This is a genomic window from Kribbella sp. C-35, assembly GCF_046549195.1.
GTDB lineage: Bacteria > Actinomycetota > Actinomycetes > Propionibacteriales > Kribbellaceae > Kribbella.
This window is the reverse complement of record NZ_JAJPWG010000007.1, coordinates 399,979-418,775: the sequence shown is the minus strand read 5'-3', so window position 1 is coordinate 418,775 and position 18,797 is coordinate 399,979. Positions and strand designations below refer to the sequence as shown.

Genomic DNA, 18,797 nt, shown 5'->3' with positions numbered 1-18,797 from the left:
CGCTCGTCAGCGGGCGGCGCTGCCCTCGACGTAGTCGTCGTCGTGCGACTTGACCCACGCCATCAGACCGCGCAGTTCCTTGCCGACAGCCTCGATCGGGTGCTCCTGGCTCTTCTTCCGGAACTCCGCGAACTCCGGCGCGCCGGCGTCCTGGTCGGCGATGAAGCGGGCCGCGAAGGTGCCGTCGGTGATGTCGCCGAGGACCTCCTTCATCCGGGCCTTCACCGAGGCGTCGATGATCCGCGGGCCGGACACGTAGTCGCCGTACTCGGCGGTGTCGGAGACCGACCAGCGCTGCTTGGCGATGCCGCCTTCGTAGATCAGGTCGACGATCAGCTTGAGCTCGTGCAGGCACTCGAAGTACGCGACCTCGGGCTGGTAACCGGCCTCGGTGAGGGTCTCGTACCCGGCGGTGATCAGCGCGGAGACGCCACCGCAGAGGACGGCCTGCTCACCGAACAGGTCGGTCTCGGTCTCCTCGGTGAAGGTGGTCTTGATCCCGCCGGCCCGCAGGCCGCCGATGCCCTTGGCGTACGAGAGCGCCAGGTCCCACGCCTTGCCGGTGGCGTCCTGCTCCACCGCTACCAGCACGGGTACGCCGCGACCCTCGGTGTACTCGCGACGGACCAGGTGGCCCGGGCCCTTCGGCGCGACCATGAACACGTCGACACCCGCCGGCGGCTTGATGTAGCCGAACCGGATGTTGAAGCCGTGACCGAAGACCAGCGCGTCACCGTCGACCAGGTTCGGCTCGATGGCCTCCTTGTAGAGCTTGCGCTGGGCCGGGTCCGGAGCCAGGACGACGATCACGTCGGCTTCCTCGACCGCCTCGGCCGGGGTGACGACCCGCAGGCCCTGGGCCTCGGCCTTGGCCCGGCTCTTCGAGCCTTCCGGCAGACCGACCCGGACGTCGACGCCGGAGTCGCGCAGCGAGAGCGCGTGGGCGTGGCCCTGGGAGCCGTAGCCGAGCACGGCCACGTGCCGGCCCTGGATCACCGACAGGTCGGCGTTGTCGTCGTAGAACATTTCAGCAGCCACTTCGGGCACTTCTCCTTAGTGTTGATTCGGTACGACGGCGGTACGGCCCGGCGGCGGGGCCGGAACCGGGTGGTGCGCGGAGCTGGTAGTGGAACCGGCACTGGCGCCGGCAGGCCGCGCCTGCACGTTCGGGGGTCCGGTCTGCACGTGCGGCGGCGGCACCGGGACCGGTCGCAGGGTGCGGTCGGAGATGGAGCGGCTGCCCCGGCCGATCGCCACCATGCCGGACTGCACCAGCTCGCGGACGCCGAAGGGTTCCAGCACCCGGAGCATGGCCTCGAGTTTCTCGGGATTGCCGGTCGCCTCGATCGTGATCGCGTCCGGTGCCACGTCCACCACCTTCGCACGGAACAGCTGGACGGTCTCCAGCACCTGTCCGCGGGTCAGGGTGTCCGCCTTGACCTTCACCAGCAGCAGTTCGCGCTGAACCGTCTGCGTGGGTTCGAGTTCGACGATCTTGATCACGTTCACCAGCTTGTTGAGCTGCTTGGTGATCTGCTCCAAAGGCTGCTCGTCCACGCTGACCGCGATGGTCATCCGGGACACCTCGGGATGCTCGGTCGGACCTACCGCGAGGGAATCGATGTTGAACCCGCGGCGCGAGATCAACGCCGCCACGCGCGCCAGTACGCCGTGCTTGTTCTCGACCAGGATGCTCAGAGTGTGCTTGGACATCAGAGTTCCTCCCCGTCCCACTTCGGCGCCATGTCGCGGGCGATCTGGATCTCGTCGTTGCTCACGCCGGCGGCGACCATCGGCCACACCATCGCGTCGCGGTGCACCACGAAGTCCACGACGACCGGCTGGTCGGTGACCGACATCGCCTTGTCGATGGTGGCGTCGACCGACTCCTTGTCCGAGCAGCGCAGGCCGACGCCGCCCATCGCCTCGGCGAGCTTCGCGAAGTCCGGGATCCGGGCCGAGTGCAGGTCGGTGTTGGAGTAGCGCTTGTCGTAGAACAGCGTCTGCCACTGGCGGACCATGCCCAGCGACTGGTTGTTGATCACGGCAACCTTGATCGGGATGCCCTCGAGCGCGCAGGTGACGAGCTCCTGGTTGGTCATCTGGAAGCAGCCGTCGCCGTCGATCGCCCACACGGTCTTGTCCGGCCGCGCGACCTTGGCGCCCATCGCGGCCGGCACGGCGTACCCCATGGTGCCGAGACCGCCGGAGTTCAGCCAGTGGCCGGGCTTCTCGAACGGCAGGTAGTGCGCGGACCACATCTGGTGCTGGCCGACGCCCGCGGTGTAGATGGCGTCGGGGCCGGCGATCTTGCCGATCCGCTCGATCACGTACTGCGGGGACAGCGTGCCGTCCTCGGGTTCGTCGTACGCCACCGGGTACTTGGCGCGGACCGCTTCGAGCTGGCCGCGCCAGGCGTCGTACGACGGGGTGCGGCCGGCGCTCGCGATCTCGGTCTTGAGGGCCGCGATCAGGTCGGTGATGACCTCCTTGCAGTCACCCACGATCGGCACGTCGGCGGCCCGGTTCTTGCCGATCTCGGCGGGGTCGATGTCGGCGTGGATGACCTTCGCCTCCGGCGCGAACGAGTCGAGCCGGCCGGTCACGCGGTCGTCGAAGCGGGCGCCCAGGGTGATCAGCAGGTCGGAGCGCTGCAGGGCGCCGACGGCCGACACGGTGCCGTGCATCCCCGGCATGCCGAAGTGCAGGTCATGGGTGTCGGGAAGGGCACCGCGGGCCATCAGCGTCGTGACCACCGGGATGCCGAGCAGCTCGGCGAGCTCCTTCAGCTCGGCGCTGGCCTGGGCGCGGATCACACCGCCGCCGACGTACAGGACGGGCTTCTCGGCGGCGACGATCAGGCGGGCCGCCTCGCGCACCTGCTTGGGGTGCGGGCGGGTCACCGGCCGGTAGCCGGGCAGCGACAGCTCGGTCGGCCACTGGAAGTCGACGCCGGTGGTCTGCATCGCGTCCTTGGTGACGTCGACCAGCACCGGGCCGGGCCGGCCGGTGGAGGCGATGTGGAACGCTTCGGCGATCGTGGTGGCGATGTCGTTCGGGTCGGTCACCAGGAAGTTGTGCTTGGTGATCGGCATCGTGATGCCGCGGATGTCCGCCTCCTGGAAGGCGTCCGTACCGATCGCGGCCCCGGCCACCTGCCCGGTGATCGCCACCAGCGGCACCGAGTCCATGTACGCGTCGGCGATCGGCGTCACCAGGTTGGTCGCGCCCGGCCCGGAGGTCGCCATGCACACGCCGGTCTTCCCGGACGCCGCGGCGTACCCCTGGGCGGCGTGACCGGCGCCCTGCTCGTGACGTACCAGGATGTGGCGGATCTGGGTCGAGTCGAGCATCGGGTCGTACGCCGGGAGGATCGCGCCGCCCGGGATGCCGAAGACGGTGTCGACCCCGGCATGTTCCAGTGCGCGGATCAGAGCCTGTGCCCCGGTCAGCTGCTCACTCATGAGTGCCTTCCCTCAGTCCTGTCACGATGTTTGGCTTTGTCGCGACCGATCCATCCTCGCTTGTGTTTGTCTTCAGGTCACTTCTGGGTCTCAGATAGTCGCCCTGGCAACAAAAAACCCCCTCCGCCGGGTTGGGCTGAAGGGGGCGCGCTCGACTCTGTGGTCGCGTCAGTCGGCGCGCCGCACAAGTACGAGGAGAATCGATCGCATGTAGGCATTATTCGCCGACACACCGCGACCGGGTCAAGTTCGGCGCTCATCCGTCCCACCTATTGAGACCGCCGTCTTACCGATAGCGGACCGAGCCGCTCGATCGCCGACTGACTCGACCTCATGGACATCTTTGAGAAGCCACCGCCCATTCTAGGGGCCCGGAAATGGTCGGTGGCTTCTCAAAGACGGAGCCTGCGGCCGATTCCGGTGGTTGGGGAGCGTTGCCGACTGATCGCACGAACTTCGGCGCACGACGCTAGATGCAGACGGCGCCTTCCGATGCCGAGCGGACCAGGCGGGTGTACTTGCCGAGGACACCTTTCGTGATGGACGGGGTCTTCGGGGTCCAGCCCTGCTTGCGATTCTCGAGCTCTTCGGGAGTGATGTGCAGGTCAAGGGTGCGGTTCTTCACGTCGAGGGTGATCCGGTCGCCGTCCTGCACGAAGGCGATCGGGCCGCCGTCGACGGCCTCCGGCGCCACGTGACCCACGCAGAGTCCCGTCGTACCGCCGGAGAAGCGGCCGTCGGTGAGCAGCAGGACGTCCTTGCCGAGGCCCGCGCCCTTGATCGCGCCGGTGACCGCGAGCATCTCGCGCATCCCCGGGCCGCCCTTCGGGCCTTCGTACCGGATCACCACCACGTCACCGGGATTCAGCGAGCCGACCGCGTCCATCGCACCGCGCTCGCCGTCGAACACCCGCGCCGTACCTTCGAAGACGTCCGAGTCGAAGCCCGCGCTCTTCACCACCGCGCCCTCCGGCGCGAGCGAGCCGTGCAGGATGGTGATGCCGCCGGTGCCGTGGATCGGCTTGTCCAGCGCGCGGATGATCGTGCCGTCGACGTCGGGCGGCGCGATGTCGGCGAGGTTCTCGGCCATCGTCTTCCCGGTCACTGTCAGGCAGTCGCCGTGCAGCAGGCCGGCGTCGAGCAGCGCGCGCATGATCACCGGGATGCCGCCGACGCGGTCGACGTCCGTCATCACATACCGGCCGAACGGCTTGAGGTCGCCGAGATGCGGGACCCGGTCACCGATCCGGTTGAAGTCGTCGAGGGTCAGGTCGACCTCGGCCTCGCGGGCGATCGCGAGCAGATGGAGTACGGCGTTCGTCGAGCCGCCGAGCGCCATCACGACGGCGATCGCGTTCTCGAACGCTTCCTTGGTGAGGATCTGGCGGGCCGTGATCCCCTTCCGCAACAGGCCGACGACGGCCTCGCCGGACTTGCGGGCGTACCCGTCGCGGCGGCGATCCACCGCGGGCGGTGCGGCCGAGCCCGGCAGCGACATACCAAGGGCTTCGGCGGACGCGGCCATGGTGTTGGCGGTGTACATGCCGCCGCAGGCACCCTCGCCCGGGCAGATCGCGCGCTCGACCGCGTCGACCTCGTCCCGGGTGATCAGGCCGCGGACACAGGCGCCGACCGCCTCGAAGGCGTCGATGATCGTGACGTCCTTGTCGCCGAGCTTGCCCGGCATGATCGAACCGGCGTACAGGAAGACCGACGCGAGGTCGAGCCGGGCCGCGGCCATCAGCATGCCGGGCAGCGACTTGTCGCAGCCGGCCAGCAGGACCGAGCCGTCCAGCCGCTCGGCCTCCATCACGGTCTCGACCGAGTCGGCGATGATCTCGCGGCTGACGAGCGAGTAGTGCATGCCGACGTGGCCCATCGAGATGCCGTCGGACACGCTGATCGTGCCGAACTCGAGCGGGTACCCGCCGGCCGCGTGCACGCCGTCCTTGACCGCCTTCGCGAGCCGGTCCAGCGACAGGTTGCACGGGGTGATCTCGTTCCAGCTCGACGCGACCCCGATCTGCGGCTTGGCCCAGTCGTCATCGCCCATCCCGACCGCGCGCAGCATGCCTCTGCTGGCGGTCGCTTCCAACCCGTCGGTGACTGTCCGGCTACGAGGCTTCACATCGACCATGCCGCTCACTCTATTACTGGCCCAGTAAGGTGCGGTGCGTGATCGATGACCCGTACGGCGACGAGCAGTTGGTGGAGCTCTACGATCTGGACAACCCGTCCGGCGAGGATCACGACTATTACCGTGCCTTGGCCGAGGGCGCTGCGAAGGTTCTGGACTTCGGGTGTGGCACCGGTCTGCTCACCCGGTCGCTGGCCACTCCGGGGCGGATGGTGGTCGGCATCGACCCGAGTCCCACCATGCTCGGGTACGCGCGTCGCCAGCCCGGTGCCGACGCCGTCACCTGGATCGACGGGGACCACCGGATGGTGCAGCCGACCGGCGACGTGGATCTCGCGGTCAGCAGCGGCAACACGATGATGCACGTCGCGGAGCACGCGGCGGCAGTCGCTGCACTGGCGGCCGCGCTGCGTCCCGGCGGGGTGCTCGCGTTCGAGTCGCGCAATCCGGCGGCGCGGGCGTGGGAGCAGTGGACGAGCGAGGCGACGTACGGCGAACGGGACACGCTGGCCGGGCACCTGAAGGAGTGGCTCGAGCTGATCGAGATCGCGCACGGGCGCGTGACGTTCGACGCGCACAACGTCTTCGAGGACGGGCGTGACGCGGTCTACCGGAACGTCCTGTACTTCCGGTCTGCCGACGAGATCACGGCCGACCTGCGGGCGGCGGGGTTCTCGGACGTGGTCATCGAGGGCGGTTGGCACGGGGAACCGCTGACTGAGGCATCACGCCTGCTGGTGGTGCGGGCGACGAAGTAGGCTGGGCGCACCGCGACTGGCGAGGGTGGAGTACCACCGGGGAGCGGACGTGTTCACACAAGGCGTCGTCCGCCTGGGCGCCTCCGATCCATTCGGAGGTCCTGATGCGTCTGCGGTATGGCATGAATCCTCATCAAGCGGCGAGCCTCGACTCTGCGCCGTTCACGGTGGTTGCGGGCGAGCCGTCGTACATCAACGTGCTCGATGCGCTGACCGGGTGGCAGTTGGTGCGGGAGGCGGCGGAGCGGTTCGGCGTACCGGCTGCGGCGTCGTACAAGCATGTGTCGCCGGCGGGTGCCGCGCTCGGCGAGACGGTGGCGGCCGCGTACACCCGTGCGCGGGACGCTGACCCGAAGTCGTCGTACGGCGATTTCGTGGCGGTCTCGCATCCGGTGGATCTCGAGCTGGCCATGGTGCTGAAGCGGGTGGTGTCGGACGGGATCATCGCGCCCGGGTACGACGAGGGCGTGGTGGAGATCCTGGCGGCGAAGAAGCGCGGGACCTACCTGGTGCTGGAGGTCGACCCGGAGTTCGAGCCGCCGGCGGAGGAGGTCCGCGAGGTGTTCGGCGTACGGCTCACGCAGGAGCGGGATGCGCGGCCGATTCCGCGTGATCTTCCGGACGATGTGGTGCTCGGGATGATCGTTGCCCGCTACACCCAGTCGAACACCGTGGTGATGGTTAAGGACGGGATGACGATCGGCGTCGGCGCCGGGCAGCAGTCGCGGGTGGACTGTACGCGACTCGCCGGCGAGAAGGCCGCGCTCTGGTGGGCCCGCCATTCGAGCGATCCGCTCACCGGGGTCGCGATGGTCTCCGACGGGGCGCTGCCATTCACCGACAACGTCGTGGAGGCCCAGCGGTACGGCGTCTCGCACATTGCCGATCCGGGCGGTTCGATCCGCACACCCGAGGTGGCGGCCGCCTGCGCGGCGGCCCGGATCACCTGGTTCGAAACAGGCGTACGCCTGTTCAGGCACTGAGCAGGTAGTCGCCTGAGGCAACGGCCTTGCGGACCTCCGCTGCTGTCCGCTGCGCGTCGAGCCGGGTGGTGTCGATCGCATGCGGCTCGAGCTCGCCGAGGTCCGCGAACGCGCCGTGCAGACCGGTGAGCGCGTCGACGTCCGTCAGCTCGGACTCGGGTCGCGCCTGTCCACGGTCCAGGGTCGTCGCGAGGTCAGCCCGCAGTACGACGTACGACATCGCCCACTCCCCCGCCGCGGCGGCCGCGCGGAACGGGGCGAGGAACCACGGGCCGATGATGCCGTCGACGACCACGTCGTACCCGCCGCGCGCGTACACGGCCACGGTCGCGACGATCGCGTCGACGACGACCTCGTTCTGGCGGTGCGCTCCCGGCAGGTACGGCGCGATGAACCCGGTGCGGATGCCGCGGTAGAACTCGTCGGTCGTCAGGTGCATCGTCGGCCGCGGCGCGCCGGTCGCGACCAACTGGGCCACGGTCGTCTTACCCGAGCCCGACGGGCCGGTCAGCAGAAGGACGTTGCTCATGCCGCCCGACGGTAACCAAGCCCGCCGCGGAACGGCAGTCTTTTCTTTTCGCCGGCGCCGGACGTCAGCCGCCGGCGACGCTCGGGAGGACGAGGAGCTCGTCGCCTTCGGTGAGCTTGGTTTCGAGGCCGGAGAGGTCGCGGATGTTGTCGTTGCCGAGGTAGATGTTCACGTGCCGGCGGAGCGCGCCCTGCTCGTCGGTGAGGCGGCGGCGGAGCGCCGGGTGTTCGGCTTCGAGCGCCGCGAAGACCGAGGCGACGGTCGGCGAACCGTCCACCTCGACCTCCACGCGTTCGACGCCGCCCGCGAACGGGCGCAGCACCGTGGGTAGGCGGACCGCGATCATCCAAGCACCGCTGCGCGCACAGTGAGGACGTCGGGAAGATGCCGCGCGACCTCGGTCCAGGTGTCGCCCGCGTCGGCGCTCGCGTAGACGCAACCGTCCCGCGTGCCGACGTACACGCCGGCCGGATCGGCGGTGTCGACGGTCATCGCGTCCCGCAGCACCGGGGCGTAGGAGACGTCGGGCAGCCCGGCGGCCAGCGGCTCCCAGGTCGAGCCGGCGTCGCGGGAGCGGTAGACCCGGCACTGCGCCTCGGTCGGGATCCGGTTCGCGTCCGCGACCAGCGGGAAGACGTACACGGTCTCGGGCTCGTGCGGGTGCACCACGATCGGGAACCCGAAGTCCGACGGGAGCCCGTCCGCGATCGACTTCCAGATCGCGCCGCTGTCGTCCGACCGGTACACGCCGTGGTGGTTCTGCGCGAACATCCGCTCGGGCACGTCGGGGTGCGCGGCCAGCTTGTGGACACACTGACCGAACTCCGGATACGGGTCCGGGAAGAACTTCGCCTGGATCCCCTGGTTCCGCGGCGACCAGGACCGCCCGCCGTCGACGGTCTGGTACACCCCACCGGTCGACATCGCGACACTCACGCGGTCCGCGTCGGTCGGATGCGGCAGCACAGTATGCACCGCCTGGCCGCCGAATCCGGCGCCCCACTCCTTGCGGTGCGGGTGGTCCCACAGGCCGGTGACCAGGTCGAACGTCACGCCGCCGTCGGTCGACTTCCACAGGGCCGACGGCTGCGTCCCGGCGTACACGACGCCTGGTTGGCCGGCCGGAGCCGGCTGGATCTGCCAGACCCGCTCGAGGGAGGCGTCGGCGTCCTTCGGGAAGCCGATCGAGCCCTCCGGCGGCTCGGCCCAGGTCTTGCCGAGGTCGTCGGAGTGGAAGACCGCCGGACCCCAGTGCTCGCTGGTGCCGCCGACGAACAGCCGCGCTCCGTGGGCACCGTCGCCGCGGGTGTCGATGCCGACGGCGTACACGCCCTGCATCTCGAACTCGGGCACCGGTCCGTCGAGCCGCCACTCCTCGCGGTCAGCACTCCGGCCGATCCAGAGACCTTTCTTGGTCCCGATCAGCAGTACGGCCTCGGACATCGTCGTCCTCCTCCTTCAGCGTGGCGGACCTGCCACCACATTGATCAACGGTTCCCCGGACGCGTAGCGCTCCAGTTGCGCACGCACCAGCCTGGCCACCCGCGGCGCGAACGCCGTCGAGGCGCCGCCGCGATGCGGATTGATCAGTACGTTCGGAGCAGACCACAGCGGATGTCCGGCGGGCAACGGCTCGGGATCCGTGACGTCCAGCGCGGCCCTGATCCGCTGCGCCCCGAGCTCGGTCAGTAACGCGTCGGTGTCCACGACGACACCGCGCGCGACGTTCACCAGCAGCGCGCCGTCCTTCATGCTGGCCAGAAACTTCGCGTCGACCATCCGTGTGGTCTCCGGCGTCGCCGGTGTCAGCAGTACGACGACATCCGCGCGCGGCAACAGCTCCGGGAGCTCCGAAATCGGGTGTACGCCGTCCCGCTCCCGCCGCGCGACCCGGATCACGTCGCACTCGAACCCGGTCAGCCGGCGCTCGAGCGCCTCGCCGATCGCGCCGTACCCGAGGATCAGCACCGTCCGGTCGGCGAGCGAGTCGTCGACCTCGTCGTACGACCCCGGCCAGACCTGCTGCTCCTGGTCACGGACAGCCCGCGGAAGATTCCGGTACGACGCCAGGATCAGCCCGATCGCCAGCTCGGCCGTGGACGCGTCGTGCACGCCCCGCGCGTTGCACAGAGTGACGCCGTCGGCGAGCCGGGACTGCGCGTGCTCATACCCGGCTGTCTGCAGCTGCACGACCTTCAGCGCCGGCATGTCGCGCAGGACGTCGAACACGTCGCCGCCGCCCATGTAGCTGGGCACGTAGAACTCCACCTCGTCGAGCGACTTCGGCCGCTCGCCACCGGAGTAGAAGTCCACGTCGTACCCCTTGGGCACCCCGCCGAGGAACGCGTCCGCGTCCTCCCACGGAAGCCATGCCTTCACCACATCAGCCATGCCTCCGAACCTACTCGGAGTCGTGGACAGTTTTGAACACCCGTGCCTCAGTCCGCGCGCAGTCGTACTCTGGATTGGTGCCTTCGACATCGGATACGGCGGTCGTGGTCGCGCACGATCAGGCCGTCGGGCGGTTGCGGGAGTCGTACCAGCTGATCCCGCCGGGCGAGCCCGTCCGGCTGGCGAAGCGCAGCTCGAACCTCTTCCGGCCGCGGACCGAGATCGAGCGCCCCGGGCTGGACGTGTCGAGACTGACCGGCGTGATCAGCGTGGACCCGGCGGCGCGGACCGCCGACGTGCAGGGCATGTGCACGTACGAGGACCTGGTCGCGGCGACCCTCCCGCACGGGCTGACGCCGATGGTCGTGCCGCAGCTCAAGACGATCACGCTCGGCGGCGCGGTGACCGGGCTCGGCATCGAGTCGTCGTCGTTCCGCGCCGGCCTCCCGCACGAGTCCGTACTCGAACTGGACATCCTCACCGGCGCCGGCTCGTTGGTCACGGCGCGTCCCGAGGGCGAGCACGCCGACCTGTTCCGGATGTTCCCGAACTCGTACGGCACGCTCGGGTACGCGACCCGGTTGCGCATCGAGCTCGACCGCATCTCGCCGTACGTCGCCCTCCGGCACGTCCGGCTCGGCCTGGATTCGCTGGCCCCGGCCATCGACGAGATCGTTGCCTCAGGCACGTACGACGGGGAGCCGGTGCACTTCGTCGACGGCGTCGCGTTCAGCCCCTCCGAGGCGTACCTGACCCTCGGCCGGAACAGCGACGCGGCGACCAAGACCAGCGACTACACCGGTCAGCAGATCTACTACCGCTCGATCCAGCAGCGCCCGAAGGACTTCCTCACCGCACACGACTACCTCTGGCGCTGGGATACCGACTGGTTCTGGTGCTCGGCGGCGTTCGGTGCACAGCAACCCGTCGTACGGCGGTTGTGGCCGAAGCGCTGGCGGCGGAGCGACGTGTTCCACAAGATCGTCGGCTTCGAGAACCGGCACCACGTCGCCGCCCGGCTGAACCGCCGCCGCGGCCAACCGGACCGCGAACGCGTGGTGCAGGACGTGGAGATCCCGGTCGCCCGGCTGGCGGACTTCCTGCGCTGGTTCGACACAAACGTCGGGATGCGACCGGTATGGCTGTGCCCGCTGCGGCTGCGTGGCCAGGAGTCCTGGCCGCTCTATCCGCTGCAGCCCGGCGAGACCTACGTGAACGTCGGCTTCTGGGGAACCGTCCCGATCGCCCTCGGCGCGGCGGACGGCGACGTCAACCGGCGGATCGAGCAGGCCGTCACCGACTTCGGCGGCCACAAGTCCCTGTACTCCGACGCCTACTACGACCGTGACACCTTCGACCGGCTCTACAACGTCGCAGCGCTGGACCAGGTGAAGAAACGCTACGACCCGGACGCCCGGCTCACCGGGCTCTACGAAAAGGCGGTGACGCGCCGATGACGACGCTAGCGACCCAGGTATCGATCGCCGAAGCCCTCACGGCGGTGACTCCGGACGGGCTGCCGTTCCGATTCACGGCGTACGACGGCAGCGCGACCGGACCGGAAGACTCACCAGTGCACATGCATCTCGCCTCCGAGCGGGGACTGTCGTACGTGCTGACCGCGCCCGGCGACCTCGGCATGGTCCGTGCGTACGTGATGGGTGACCTGGAGATCACGGGCGTCCATCCAGGAAACCCGTACGACCTGATGCGGATGATGCTGAACCAGGTCCACTTCCACCGTCCGACGCCGAGCGAAGCGCTGCGCATCGTCCGCGGGCTCGGCTGGAGTCACCTGAAGCCGCCACCGCCACCGCCGCAGGAGCACCTGCCGAAATGGCGTCGTGCCTTCGAGGGTCTGCGGCACTCGAAGGCGCGGGACAAGGCGGCGATCCACCACCACTACGACGTGTCGAACCGGTTCTACGAGTTGATCCTCGGACCGTCGATGACCTACACGTGCGCGGTCTACCCGTCGCCCGCCGCCACGCTCGAGGAGGCGCAGGCGGAGAAGTACGACCTGGTCGCGCGCAAACTCGACCTGCGACCAGGGCAGCGGCTGCTCGACGTCGGCTGCGGGTGGGGCGGCATGGTCCGGCACGCGGCCCGCGAGTACGGCGTCCAGGCGCTCGGCGTCACGTTGTCCGCGGCCCAGGCGGAGTGGGCGACCCAGGCGATCAAGCGGGACGGCCTGGAGGACCGCGCCGAGGTGCGGTTCCTCGACTACCGCGACGTCGCCGAGCGCGACTTCGACGCGATCAGCTCGATCGGCCTGACCGAGCACATCGGCGTCCGCAACTACCCGTCGTACTTCGGCTTCCTGCTCGACCGGCTGAAGCCGGGCGGCCGGCTGCTCAACCACAGCATCACGCGGCCGGACAACCGGTTCCGCTCGACCGGAGCGTTCATCGACCGCTACATCTTCCCGGACGGCGAACTGATCGGCTCCGGCCGGATCATCGCCGAGGCCCAGGACGCCGGCTTCGAGGTCCGCCACGAGGAGAACCTCCGCGAGCACTACGCCCTCACCCTGGCCGGCTGGTCCGCGAACCTGCTGGCGAACTGGGACGAGGCCGTGGCCGAAGTCGGCTACCCCACCGCCAAGATCTGGGGTCTCTACCTGGCCGCCTGCCGCGTCGGCTTCGAACGCAACACGACGCAACTCCACCAGATCCTCGCGGTCAAACTCGACGAGGAGGCCGACGCCCACTTCCCCCTCCGCCCGAACTGGCTCAGCTGACTCGTCGTCGCCATTTCATGCGCGTCCCGCATGAAATGGCGACTGAGTTGGCATTGGACCTCGTCCCGCGCGCCGGGAGACGGTGGGTTGGTGACTGTCGAGTTCGGGGTGTTGGTGGATGTCCGGGAGGAAGGCGCGGGGTACTCGGACGAACGGGTCGAGGAGGTGGCTGCCGCCGATCGGCTCGGGTTCGAAGGGGCCTGGTTGTCGGAGCATCATCTGACAGCGGACGGAGCCTTGCCTTCGCCGTTGGTGATGGCGGGGGTGCTGGCGGGACGGACCTCGCGGATCCGGATCGGGACGAACGTGCTGGTGTTGCCGTTGCATCACCCGTTGCGGGTGGCCGAGGACGTCGCCGTACTGGATCTGGTGTCGGGCGGGCGGTTCGTGCTCGGGGTGGGGCAGGGGTACGCGGAGCGGGAGTTCGCGGCGTTCGGAGCGGACCGGCGGCGGCGTGGAGTGCTGCTCGAGGAAGGCGTGCGGCGCATCCGGGAGGCGTGGTCGGGCGGCGAGGTGACGCCGCGGCCCCGCGGTGAGATCCCGATCTACGCCGCCGGAGTGACCGCGGCGGGGCTGCGACGGGCCGCCCGGGTGGGTGACGGCGTGATCATCTACTGTGCGACCCCGTCCGATCTGATCGCACGACGCAAGCTGCTGGACGAGGTCGTCGACGATCCGCCGCCGCTGATCTGCACCGGGATCATGCATGTGGACGACGACGCGGACCGCGCCTGGACGGACGCCGCGCCGGGAATCGCTTACCTGGAAGGCGAAATCGCGTCGTACGGCGGGACCGAACCGCCGCCGCTGCACCGCGAGGACTACCTCGTGGGTACGCCGGACGACGTCGCCGCCCGGTTGATCGACCTGCACGCGGCCACCCGGTTCGTCCACTTCGCGCACTGGCTCCGGTTACCCACGCTCTCCCATGAGGCCGCCGTACGTTCACTCGAACTGATCGCGTGCCGGGTGATTCCCGCCGTACGGGCTGGTGTGAGCCGCTAACTTGGGGTCAGGACGACCTGAGGAGCGGCGATGGGCAGCGGGCGGGCGACGGCTGTAGTGGCTGCGTTGGCGTTGGTGAGCGGGTGTTCGGATGCTGCGCCGACGACTTCTCCGTCGGCGTCGGCTACGGCGAGTTCGGGTACGGCGGTGCCTACAGGCACACTCAACCTGACGGTGGCGGGGACGGTGGCGACCGGGATCGAGGTGCCGTGGGGGCTGGCGTTCCTGCCGGACAAGAGTGCGCTGGTGGCCGAGCGGGACTCCGGGAAGGTCAAGCGGATCGCCGGGCAGGACGTGACCGACGTCGGGACCGTGGACGACGTGAAGTCGTCGTCGGAGGGTGGGCTGCTCGGGCTGGCCGTGGATCCGGGGTACCCGGGGAAGCCGTACATCTACGCCTACTACTCAGGCGGTGACGACAACCGGATCGCACGGATCACCTACCAGGACGGGAAGTTGTCGGATCAGCAGGTGATCCTCGAGGGGATCCCGGCGGCGGCGATCCACAACGGCGGGCGGCTGCGGATCGGGCCGGACGGGTTCCTGTACGCCGGGACCGGTGACGGGTCGGACCGGCCGAACTCGCAGGACGACGACTCGCTCGGCGGGAAGATCCTGCGGATCACCACCGAGGGCAAGGCCGCGCCGGGCAACCCGGACGGGCGGGTGTGGATCACCAAGGGCCATCGCAACGTCCAGGGCCTCGCGTTCGACGGGAGCCAGTTGTACGCCGCCGAGTTCGGGCAGAACACCTGGGACGAGCTCAACGCGATCGCCCCGGGCTCGAACTACGGCTGGCCGGCCGCCGAGGGCATCAGCCAGCTGGACGGGATGACCGACCCGATCGCGCAGTGGCACACGGCCGACGCGTCGCCGTCGGGAATCGCGTTCGCCAAGGGGTACGTGTTCATGGCGTCGCTGCGCGGCGAGCGGCTCTGGGCGATCCCCGTTGCCGGAGGCAAACGAGTCGGCGAGCCGCAGGCGTTCTTCACCAATCAGTACGGGCGTCTGCGCACGGTCGAACTCGCACCGGACGGGTCGTTGTGGGTGACCACGTCGAACACCGACGGCCGCGGCGACACCCGCGACGGCGACGACCGCATCCTGCGCGTGACAATCAGCACCTCCTGACTCGTCAACCGTTTGAGCTTTGAGGTCGTCTGGTACTTGTTGGAAGAAACGACCTGAGGAGGAGATCGGTATGCCGACCGGCCAGGCGTCTGGCGTCCCCAGCAGTGTGATCGCATCGATGAGCAGCTATCAGGATGCTCAGCGAACAGTCGAGTACCTGAGAAGCTACGGGATGCAGGCGAGGAGCCTGGAGATCGTCGGCGCCGGACTCCGGCAAGCCCCCAGACGCAGAGCGGTCCCGGTCGCGCGTCTCACCGCGGTCAGCGCCGCGCAGGGCGCGCTGCTCGGCGTACTCGCGGCTGTCTTCATCACCCTGGTCGCCGAGACCACTCTGACCGGTCTCGCGGTCGTGGTCTGGGGCTTCGTGTACGGCGTACTCGTCGGAGCCCTGTGGGGCCTGTTCCGCGGGCTTGTCCGCAACCGACCCGAGCTGCTCACCACCGAGACCCTGCCAACCCGCTACGAACTCCGCTGCCCACCCGAGGAACTGACAGTCGCCCAGACCCTCCTAGCCGACGCCGCAGACGTAGACGACGGCCGAGTAGAGCGCGGAGTAATCGCCGACGCCCCGCAGCCCGAGAAGGACGCAGCCTGACAGCGAGGGGGCGCAGCGAGCTGCGCCCCCTCGGTCAGTCAGATGCCCAGCTTCTCGTTCAGGAGTTGGCGGACCTTCGCGGCGTCCGCTTGGCCTCTCATGTCTTTCATGACGGCGCCGATGAGGGCGCCGGCGGCGGCCGGTTTGCCGGAGTTGACCTTCTCGACGACGTCCGGGTTGGCCGCGATGGCGCGGTCGATCGCGTCGAGCAGGGCCGAGTCGTCGGAGACCAGCGCCAGCCCGCGCTTCTCGATGATCTCCGCCGGCGTACCTTCACCGGCAAGCAGACCCTCGAACACCTGCCGCGCGAGCTTGTCGTTCAGCGTGCCGTCGTCGACGAGCTTCTGCACCTCGGCGACCTCGGCAGGACCGACCCCCAGCGCGTCCAGGTCCTGACCCGACTCGTTCGCCGAGCGGGCCAGCTCACCCAGCCACCACTTCTTCGCGGCCGCCGGCGTGACACCCAGCTCGATAGTCGCCACGATCGGCTCGAGCGCGTTGCCGTTGATCACATCGCGCATCTCGAGGTCGGTGAAACCCCAGTCCTCCTGCAGCCGCGCACGCCGTACCGAAGGAGCTTCGGGCAGCGTCGCGCGCAGCTCCTCGACCCACTCGCGCGACGGCGCGACCGGGACCAGGTCGGGCTCCGGGAAGTACCGGTAGTCGTCGGCGTCGGACTTCTCCCGGCCGGACGTGGTGATGCCGGTGTCCTCGTGCCAGTGCCGGGTCTCCTGCAGAACCTTGCCGCCGGAGTTCAGCACCGCCGCCTGCCGGGTGATCTCGTACGTCACCGCGCGCTCGACCGAGCGGAACGAGTTCACGTTCTTGGTCTCGGTCCGCGTCCCCAGAACAGTCGAGCCGTGCGGCTTCAGCGAGACGTTCGCGTCGCAGCGCAGCGAGCCCTGGTCCATCCGGACATCGGAGACGCCCAGCGCGAACAGCAGGTCACGCAGCATGCTCACATACGCCCGCGCCACCGCCGCGGCCTTCGCCGGCGGCACCTCGATCGTCTTGGTGACGATCTCGATCAGCGGGATGCCGGCCCGGTTGTAGTCGACCAGCGAGTGCGAGGCGCCGTGGATCCGGCCGGTCGCGCCACCGACGTGGGTGGACTTGCCGGTGTCCTCCTCCATGTGCGCGCGCTCGATCTCGATCCGGTAGGTCTCGCCGTCGACGACGACCTCGGTCCAGCCGTTGAACGCGATCGGCTCGTCGTACTGCGAGGTCTGGAAGTTCTTCGGCATGTCCGGGTAGAAGTAGTTCTTCCGGGCGAACCGGCACCACTCGGCGATCTCGCAGTTCAGCGCCAGGCCGATCTTGATCGCGGACTCGACGGCCTTCGCGTTCACCACCGGCAGCGCGCCCGGCAGACCGAGGCAGACCGGGCAGGTCTGAGTGTTCGGCGGCGCGCCGAACTCGGTCGGGCAGCCGCAGAACATCTTCGACTTCGTGTTCAGCTCGACGTGGACCTCGAGGCCCATCACCGGGTCGTACTGCGTCAGCGCGTCCGATATCTCAAGGACGGCTGCATCATTCAAAGACGGGGTCATCGGGTCACCTCCAGCTCCGGAGCCTTGGTCATCAGTACGCCGCCCCACTGCTCGGCCAGCGCGGACTCCAGCGCGGCGCCGACCTTGTAGAGCAGGTCGTCGCGCATCACCGGCGCCATCACGTGGAAGCCGACCGGCAGGCCGTCCTCGTCGGCGAGGCCGCACGGGAACGACGCGGCCGCGTTACCGGCCAGGTTGGACGGGATCGTGCACAGGTCGTTCTTGTACATCGCGATCGGGTCGTCGATCCGGTCGCCGATCGCGAACGCGGTCGTCGGCGTGGCCGGCGAGACCAGGACGTCGACCTGCTCGTAGGCCTTGGTGAAGTCGCGGGCGATCAGCGTCCGCACCTTCTGCGCCTGCCCGTAGTACGCGTCGTAGTACCCACTCGAGAGCGCGTGCGTGCCGAGGATGATGCGGCGCTTCACCTCGTCACCGAAGCCTGCCTCGCGGGTCAGGGCGGTCACCTTCTCCGCGCTGTTGGTGCCGTCGTCGCCGACCCGCAGGCCGTACCGCATCGCGTCGAACTTGGCCAGGTTGGACGAGGCCTCGCTCGGCAGGATCAGGTAGTACGCCGGGAGCGCGTACTCGAAGTGCGGGCAGGAGACCTCGACCACCTCGGCGCCGAGCTTCGTGAGCAGCTCGACCGCCTCGTGGAAGCGGGCCTCGACACCCGGCTGATACCCCTCGCCGCCGAGCTCCTTCACCACACCGATCCGCAGACCGGCGACGTCGCCGTTGCGGGCGGCCTCGACGACGGCCGGGACCGGCTGGTTGATCGAGGTCGAGTCCATCGGGTCGTAGCCGGCGATCGCCTCGTGCAGCAGCGCCGCGTCCAGCGTCGTCCGCGCACACGGACCAGGCGTGTCCAGGCTGGAGGCCAGCGCGATCAGTCCGTACCGCGAGGTGCCGCCGTACGTCGGCTTCACACCGACCGTGCCGGTGAACGCACCCGGCTGCCGGATCGAGCCGCCGGTGTCGGTGCCGATCGCGAGCGGCGCCTCGTACGCCGAGATCGCAGCCGACGAACCGCCGCCGGAACCACCCGGGATCCGGGCCAGGTCCCACGGGTTGTGAGTGGTGCCGTACGCCGAGTTCTCGGTGGAGGAGCCCATCGCGAACTCGTCCATGTTGGTCTTGCCGAGGATCACGATCCCGGCCGCCTTCAGCCGCTTCACGACCGTCGAGTCGTACGGCGGTTTCCAGCCCTCGAGGATCTTCGAACCGGCCGTGGTCGGCACACCCTCCTGGGTGAGCACGTCCTTCAGCGCCAGCGGTACGCCGGCCAGCGGCGACAGCTGCTCGCCATTCTTCTTGGCAGCGGTCCGCTTGTCGTCGACCGCCTTCGCCTGCGCCAGCGCGCCTTCGGTGTCGACGTGCAGGAACGCGTGCACGGCACCGTCGACGGCGGCGATCCGGTCGAGGTGGGCCTGGGTGATCTCCACCGAGCTGGCCTGCCCGGACGTCATCAACTCCGCAAGCTCAGCCGCGGTCTGCCTGGTGAGGTCGCTCAT

At 69.1% G+C, this 18,797-nt stretch carries 16 protein-coding genes, 1 pseudogene and 1 riboswitch; of the genes and pseudogenes, 7 read left to right on the top strand and 10 right to left on the bottom strand.

Annotated elements, in window-relative coordinates; translation table 11 throughout:
- Nucleotides 1–6 precede the first annotated feature (6 nt).
- The 4 genes and pseudogenes from ilvC to ilvD form a co-directional block, all read right to left on the bottom strand.
- A complete protein-coding gene (ilvC, locus tag ACLJOO_RS39540; protein WP_327641168.1) occupies nt 7–1,026 on the bottom strand; it encodes a ketol-acid reductoisomerase in 1,020 nt (339 codons plus the stop codon).
- A gap of 183 nt (nt 1,027–1,209) precedes the next feature.
- Nucleotides 1,210–1,713: pseudogene (gene ilvN / locus ACLJOO_RS39535) on the bottom strand (acetolactate synthase small subunit); the annotation flags it as partial.
- Complete coding sequence (locus tag ACLJOO_RS39530) at nt 1,713–3,464, bottom strand: acetolactate synthase large subunit (protein WP_410793098.1); 1,752 nt, start codon at nt 3,462–3,464, stop codon at nt 1,713–1,715. The pseudogene ilvN and the gene ACLJOO_RS39530, both read right to left, overlap by 1 nt.
- Nucleotides 3,465–3,933: 469 nt before the next feature.
- Complete coding sequence (gene ilvD / locus ACLJOO_RS39525; protein ID WP_410793096.1) at nt 3,934–5,601, bottom strand: dihydroxy-acid dehydratase; 1,668 nt, start codon at nt 5,599–5,601, stop codon at nt 3,934–3,936.
- Between the two features lie 38 nt (nt 5,602–5,639).
- On the opposite strand from ilvD, the gene ACLJOO_RS39520 reads away from it, so the two are divergent.
- Both ACLJOO_RS39520 and ACLJOO_RS39515 read left to right on the top strand, forming a co-directional pair.
- Nucleotides 5,640–6,359, top strand: coding sequence for a class I SAM-dependent methyltransferase (locus ACLJOO_RS39520; protein ID WP_410793094.1), 720 nt, complete (start codon nt 5,640–5,642; stop codon nt 6,357–6,359).
- Between the two features lie 2 nt (nt 6,360–6,361).
- A riboswitch (ZMP/ZTP riboswitch) is annotated at nt 6,362–6,445 on the top strand.
- Nucleotides 6,446–6,463: 18 nt separating this feature from the next.
- Nucleotides 6,464–7,342, top strand: a complete 879-nt coding sequence (locus ACLJOO_RS39515) for a 5-aminoimidazole-4-carboxamide ribonucleotide transformylase (protein ID WP_410793092.1) — start codon at nt 6,464–6,466, stop codon at nt 7,340–7,342.
- On the opposite strand, the gene ACLJOO_RS39510 is transcribed toward ACLJOO_RS39515, so the two are convergent.
- The 4 genes from ACLJOO_RS39510 to ACLJOO_RS39495 all read right to left on the bottom strand — a co-directional run bounded on the left by ACLJOO_RS39510 (nt 7,332) and on the right by ACLJOO_RS39495 (nt 10,262).
- The gene (locus tag ACLJOO_RS39510) at nt 7,332–7,871 is read right to left on the bottom strand and encodes an AAA family ATPase (RefSeq protein WP_410793090.1); all 540 of its coding nucleotides are present in this window, start codon (nt 7,869–7,871) and stop codon (nt 7,332–7,334) included. The two genes, ACLJOO_RS39515 and ACLJOO_RS39510, sit on opposite strands and share 11 nt — an antisense overlap.
- Before the next feature lie 64 nt (nt 7,872–7,935).
- A complete protein-coding gene (locus ACLJOO_RS39505; protein ID WP_410793088.1) occupies nt 7,936–8,217 on the bottom strand; it encodes a ubiquitin-like small modifier protein 1 in 282 nt (93 codons plus the stop codon).
- Nucleotides 8,214–9,314, bottom strand: coding sequence for a WD40/YVTN/BNR-like repeat-containing protein (locus tag ACLJOO_RS39500; protein WP_410793086.1), 1,101 nt, complete (start codon nt 9,312–9,314; stop codon nt 8,214–8,216). Before ACLJOO_RS39500 ends, ACLJOO_RS39505 begins: the two co-directional genes overlap by 4 nt.
- Before the next feature lie 15 nt (nt 9,315–9,329).
- A complete protein-coding gene (locus ACLJOO_RS39495) occupies nt 9,330–10,262 on the bottom strand; it encodes a 2-hydroxyacid dehydrogenase (RefSeq protein WP_410793084.1) in 933 nt (310 codons plus the stop codon).
- A 77-nt stretch (nt 10,263–10,339) separates the two neighbouring features.
- Here ACLJOO_RS39495 and ACLJOO_RS39490 point away from each other — a divergent pair, with 77 nt between their 5' ends.
- The 5 genes from ACLJOO_RS39490 to ACLJOO_RS39470 all read left to right on the top strand — a co-directional run bounded on the left by ACLJOO_RS39490 (nt 10,340) and on the right by ACLJOO_RS39470 (nt 15,733).
- On the top strand, nt 10,340–11,719 hold the full coding sequence (locus tag ACLJOO_RS39490; protein WP_410793082.1) for an FAD-binding oxidoreductase: 1,380 nt from the start codon (nt 10,340–10,342) through the stop codon (nt 11,717–11,719).
- A complete protein-coding gene (locus tag ACLJOO_RS39485; RefSeq protein WP_410793080.1) occupies nt 11,716–13,002 on the top strand; it encodes a class I SAM-dependent methyltransferase in 1,287 nt (428 codons plus the stop codon). Before ACLJOO_RS39490 ends, ACLJOO_RS39485 begins: the two co-directional genes overlap by 4 nt.
- A gap of 90 nt (nt 13,003–13,092) precedes the next feature.
- Nucleotides 13,093–14,007, top strand: a complete 915-nt coding sequence (locus ACLJOO_RS39480) for an LLM class flavin-dependent oxidoreductase (protein ID WP_410793078.1) — start codon at nt 13,093–13,095, stop codon at nt 14,005–14,007.
- Nucleotides 14,008–14,037: 30 nt separating this feature from the next.
- Nucleotides 14,038–15,138: a PQQ-dependent sugar dehydrogenase gene (locus tag ACLJOO_RS39475; protein ID WP_410793076.1), complete on the top strand. Its 1,101-nt coding sequence runs from the start codon at nt 14,038–14,040 to the stop codon at nt 15,136–15,138.
- A gap of 118 nt (nt 15,139–15,256) precedes the next feature.
- Nucleotides 15,257–15,733 (top strand): hypothetical protein, encoded by a 477-nt coding sequence (locus ACLJOO_RS39470; RefSeq protein ID WP_410793074.1) that lies wholly within the window; start codon nt 15,257–15,259, stop codon nt 15,731–15,733.
- 38 nt (nt 15,734–15,771) lie between these two features.
- Here ACLJOO_RS39470 and gatB read toward each other — a convergent pair whose 3' ends face one another.
- Nucleotides 15,772–17,283 carry an Asp-tRNA(Asn)/Glu-tRNA(Gln) amidotransferase subunit GatB gene (gatB, locus tag ACLJOO_RS39465; RefSeq protein ID WP_410793072.1) on the bottom strand — a complete coding sequence of 504 codons (1,512 nt, stop codon included), beginning with the start codon at nt 17,281–17,283 and terminating at the stop codon, nt 15,772–15,774.
- On the bottom strand, nt 17,280–18,797 hold the full coding sequence (gene gatA / locus ACLJOO_RS39460) for an Asp-tRNA(Asn)/Glu-tRNA(Gln) amidotransferase subunit GatA (RefSeq protein WP_410793071.1): 1,518 nt from the start codon (nt 18,795–18,797) through the stop codon (nt 17,280–17,282). Before gatA ends, gatB begins: the two co-directional genes overlap by 4 nt.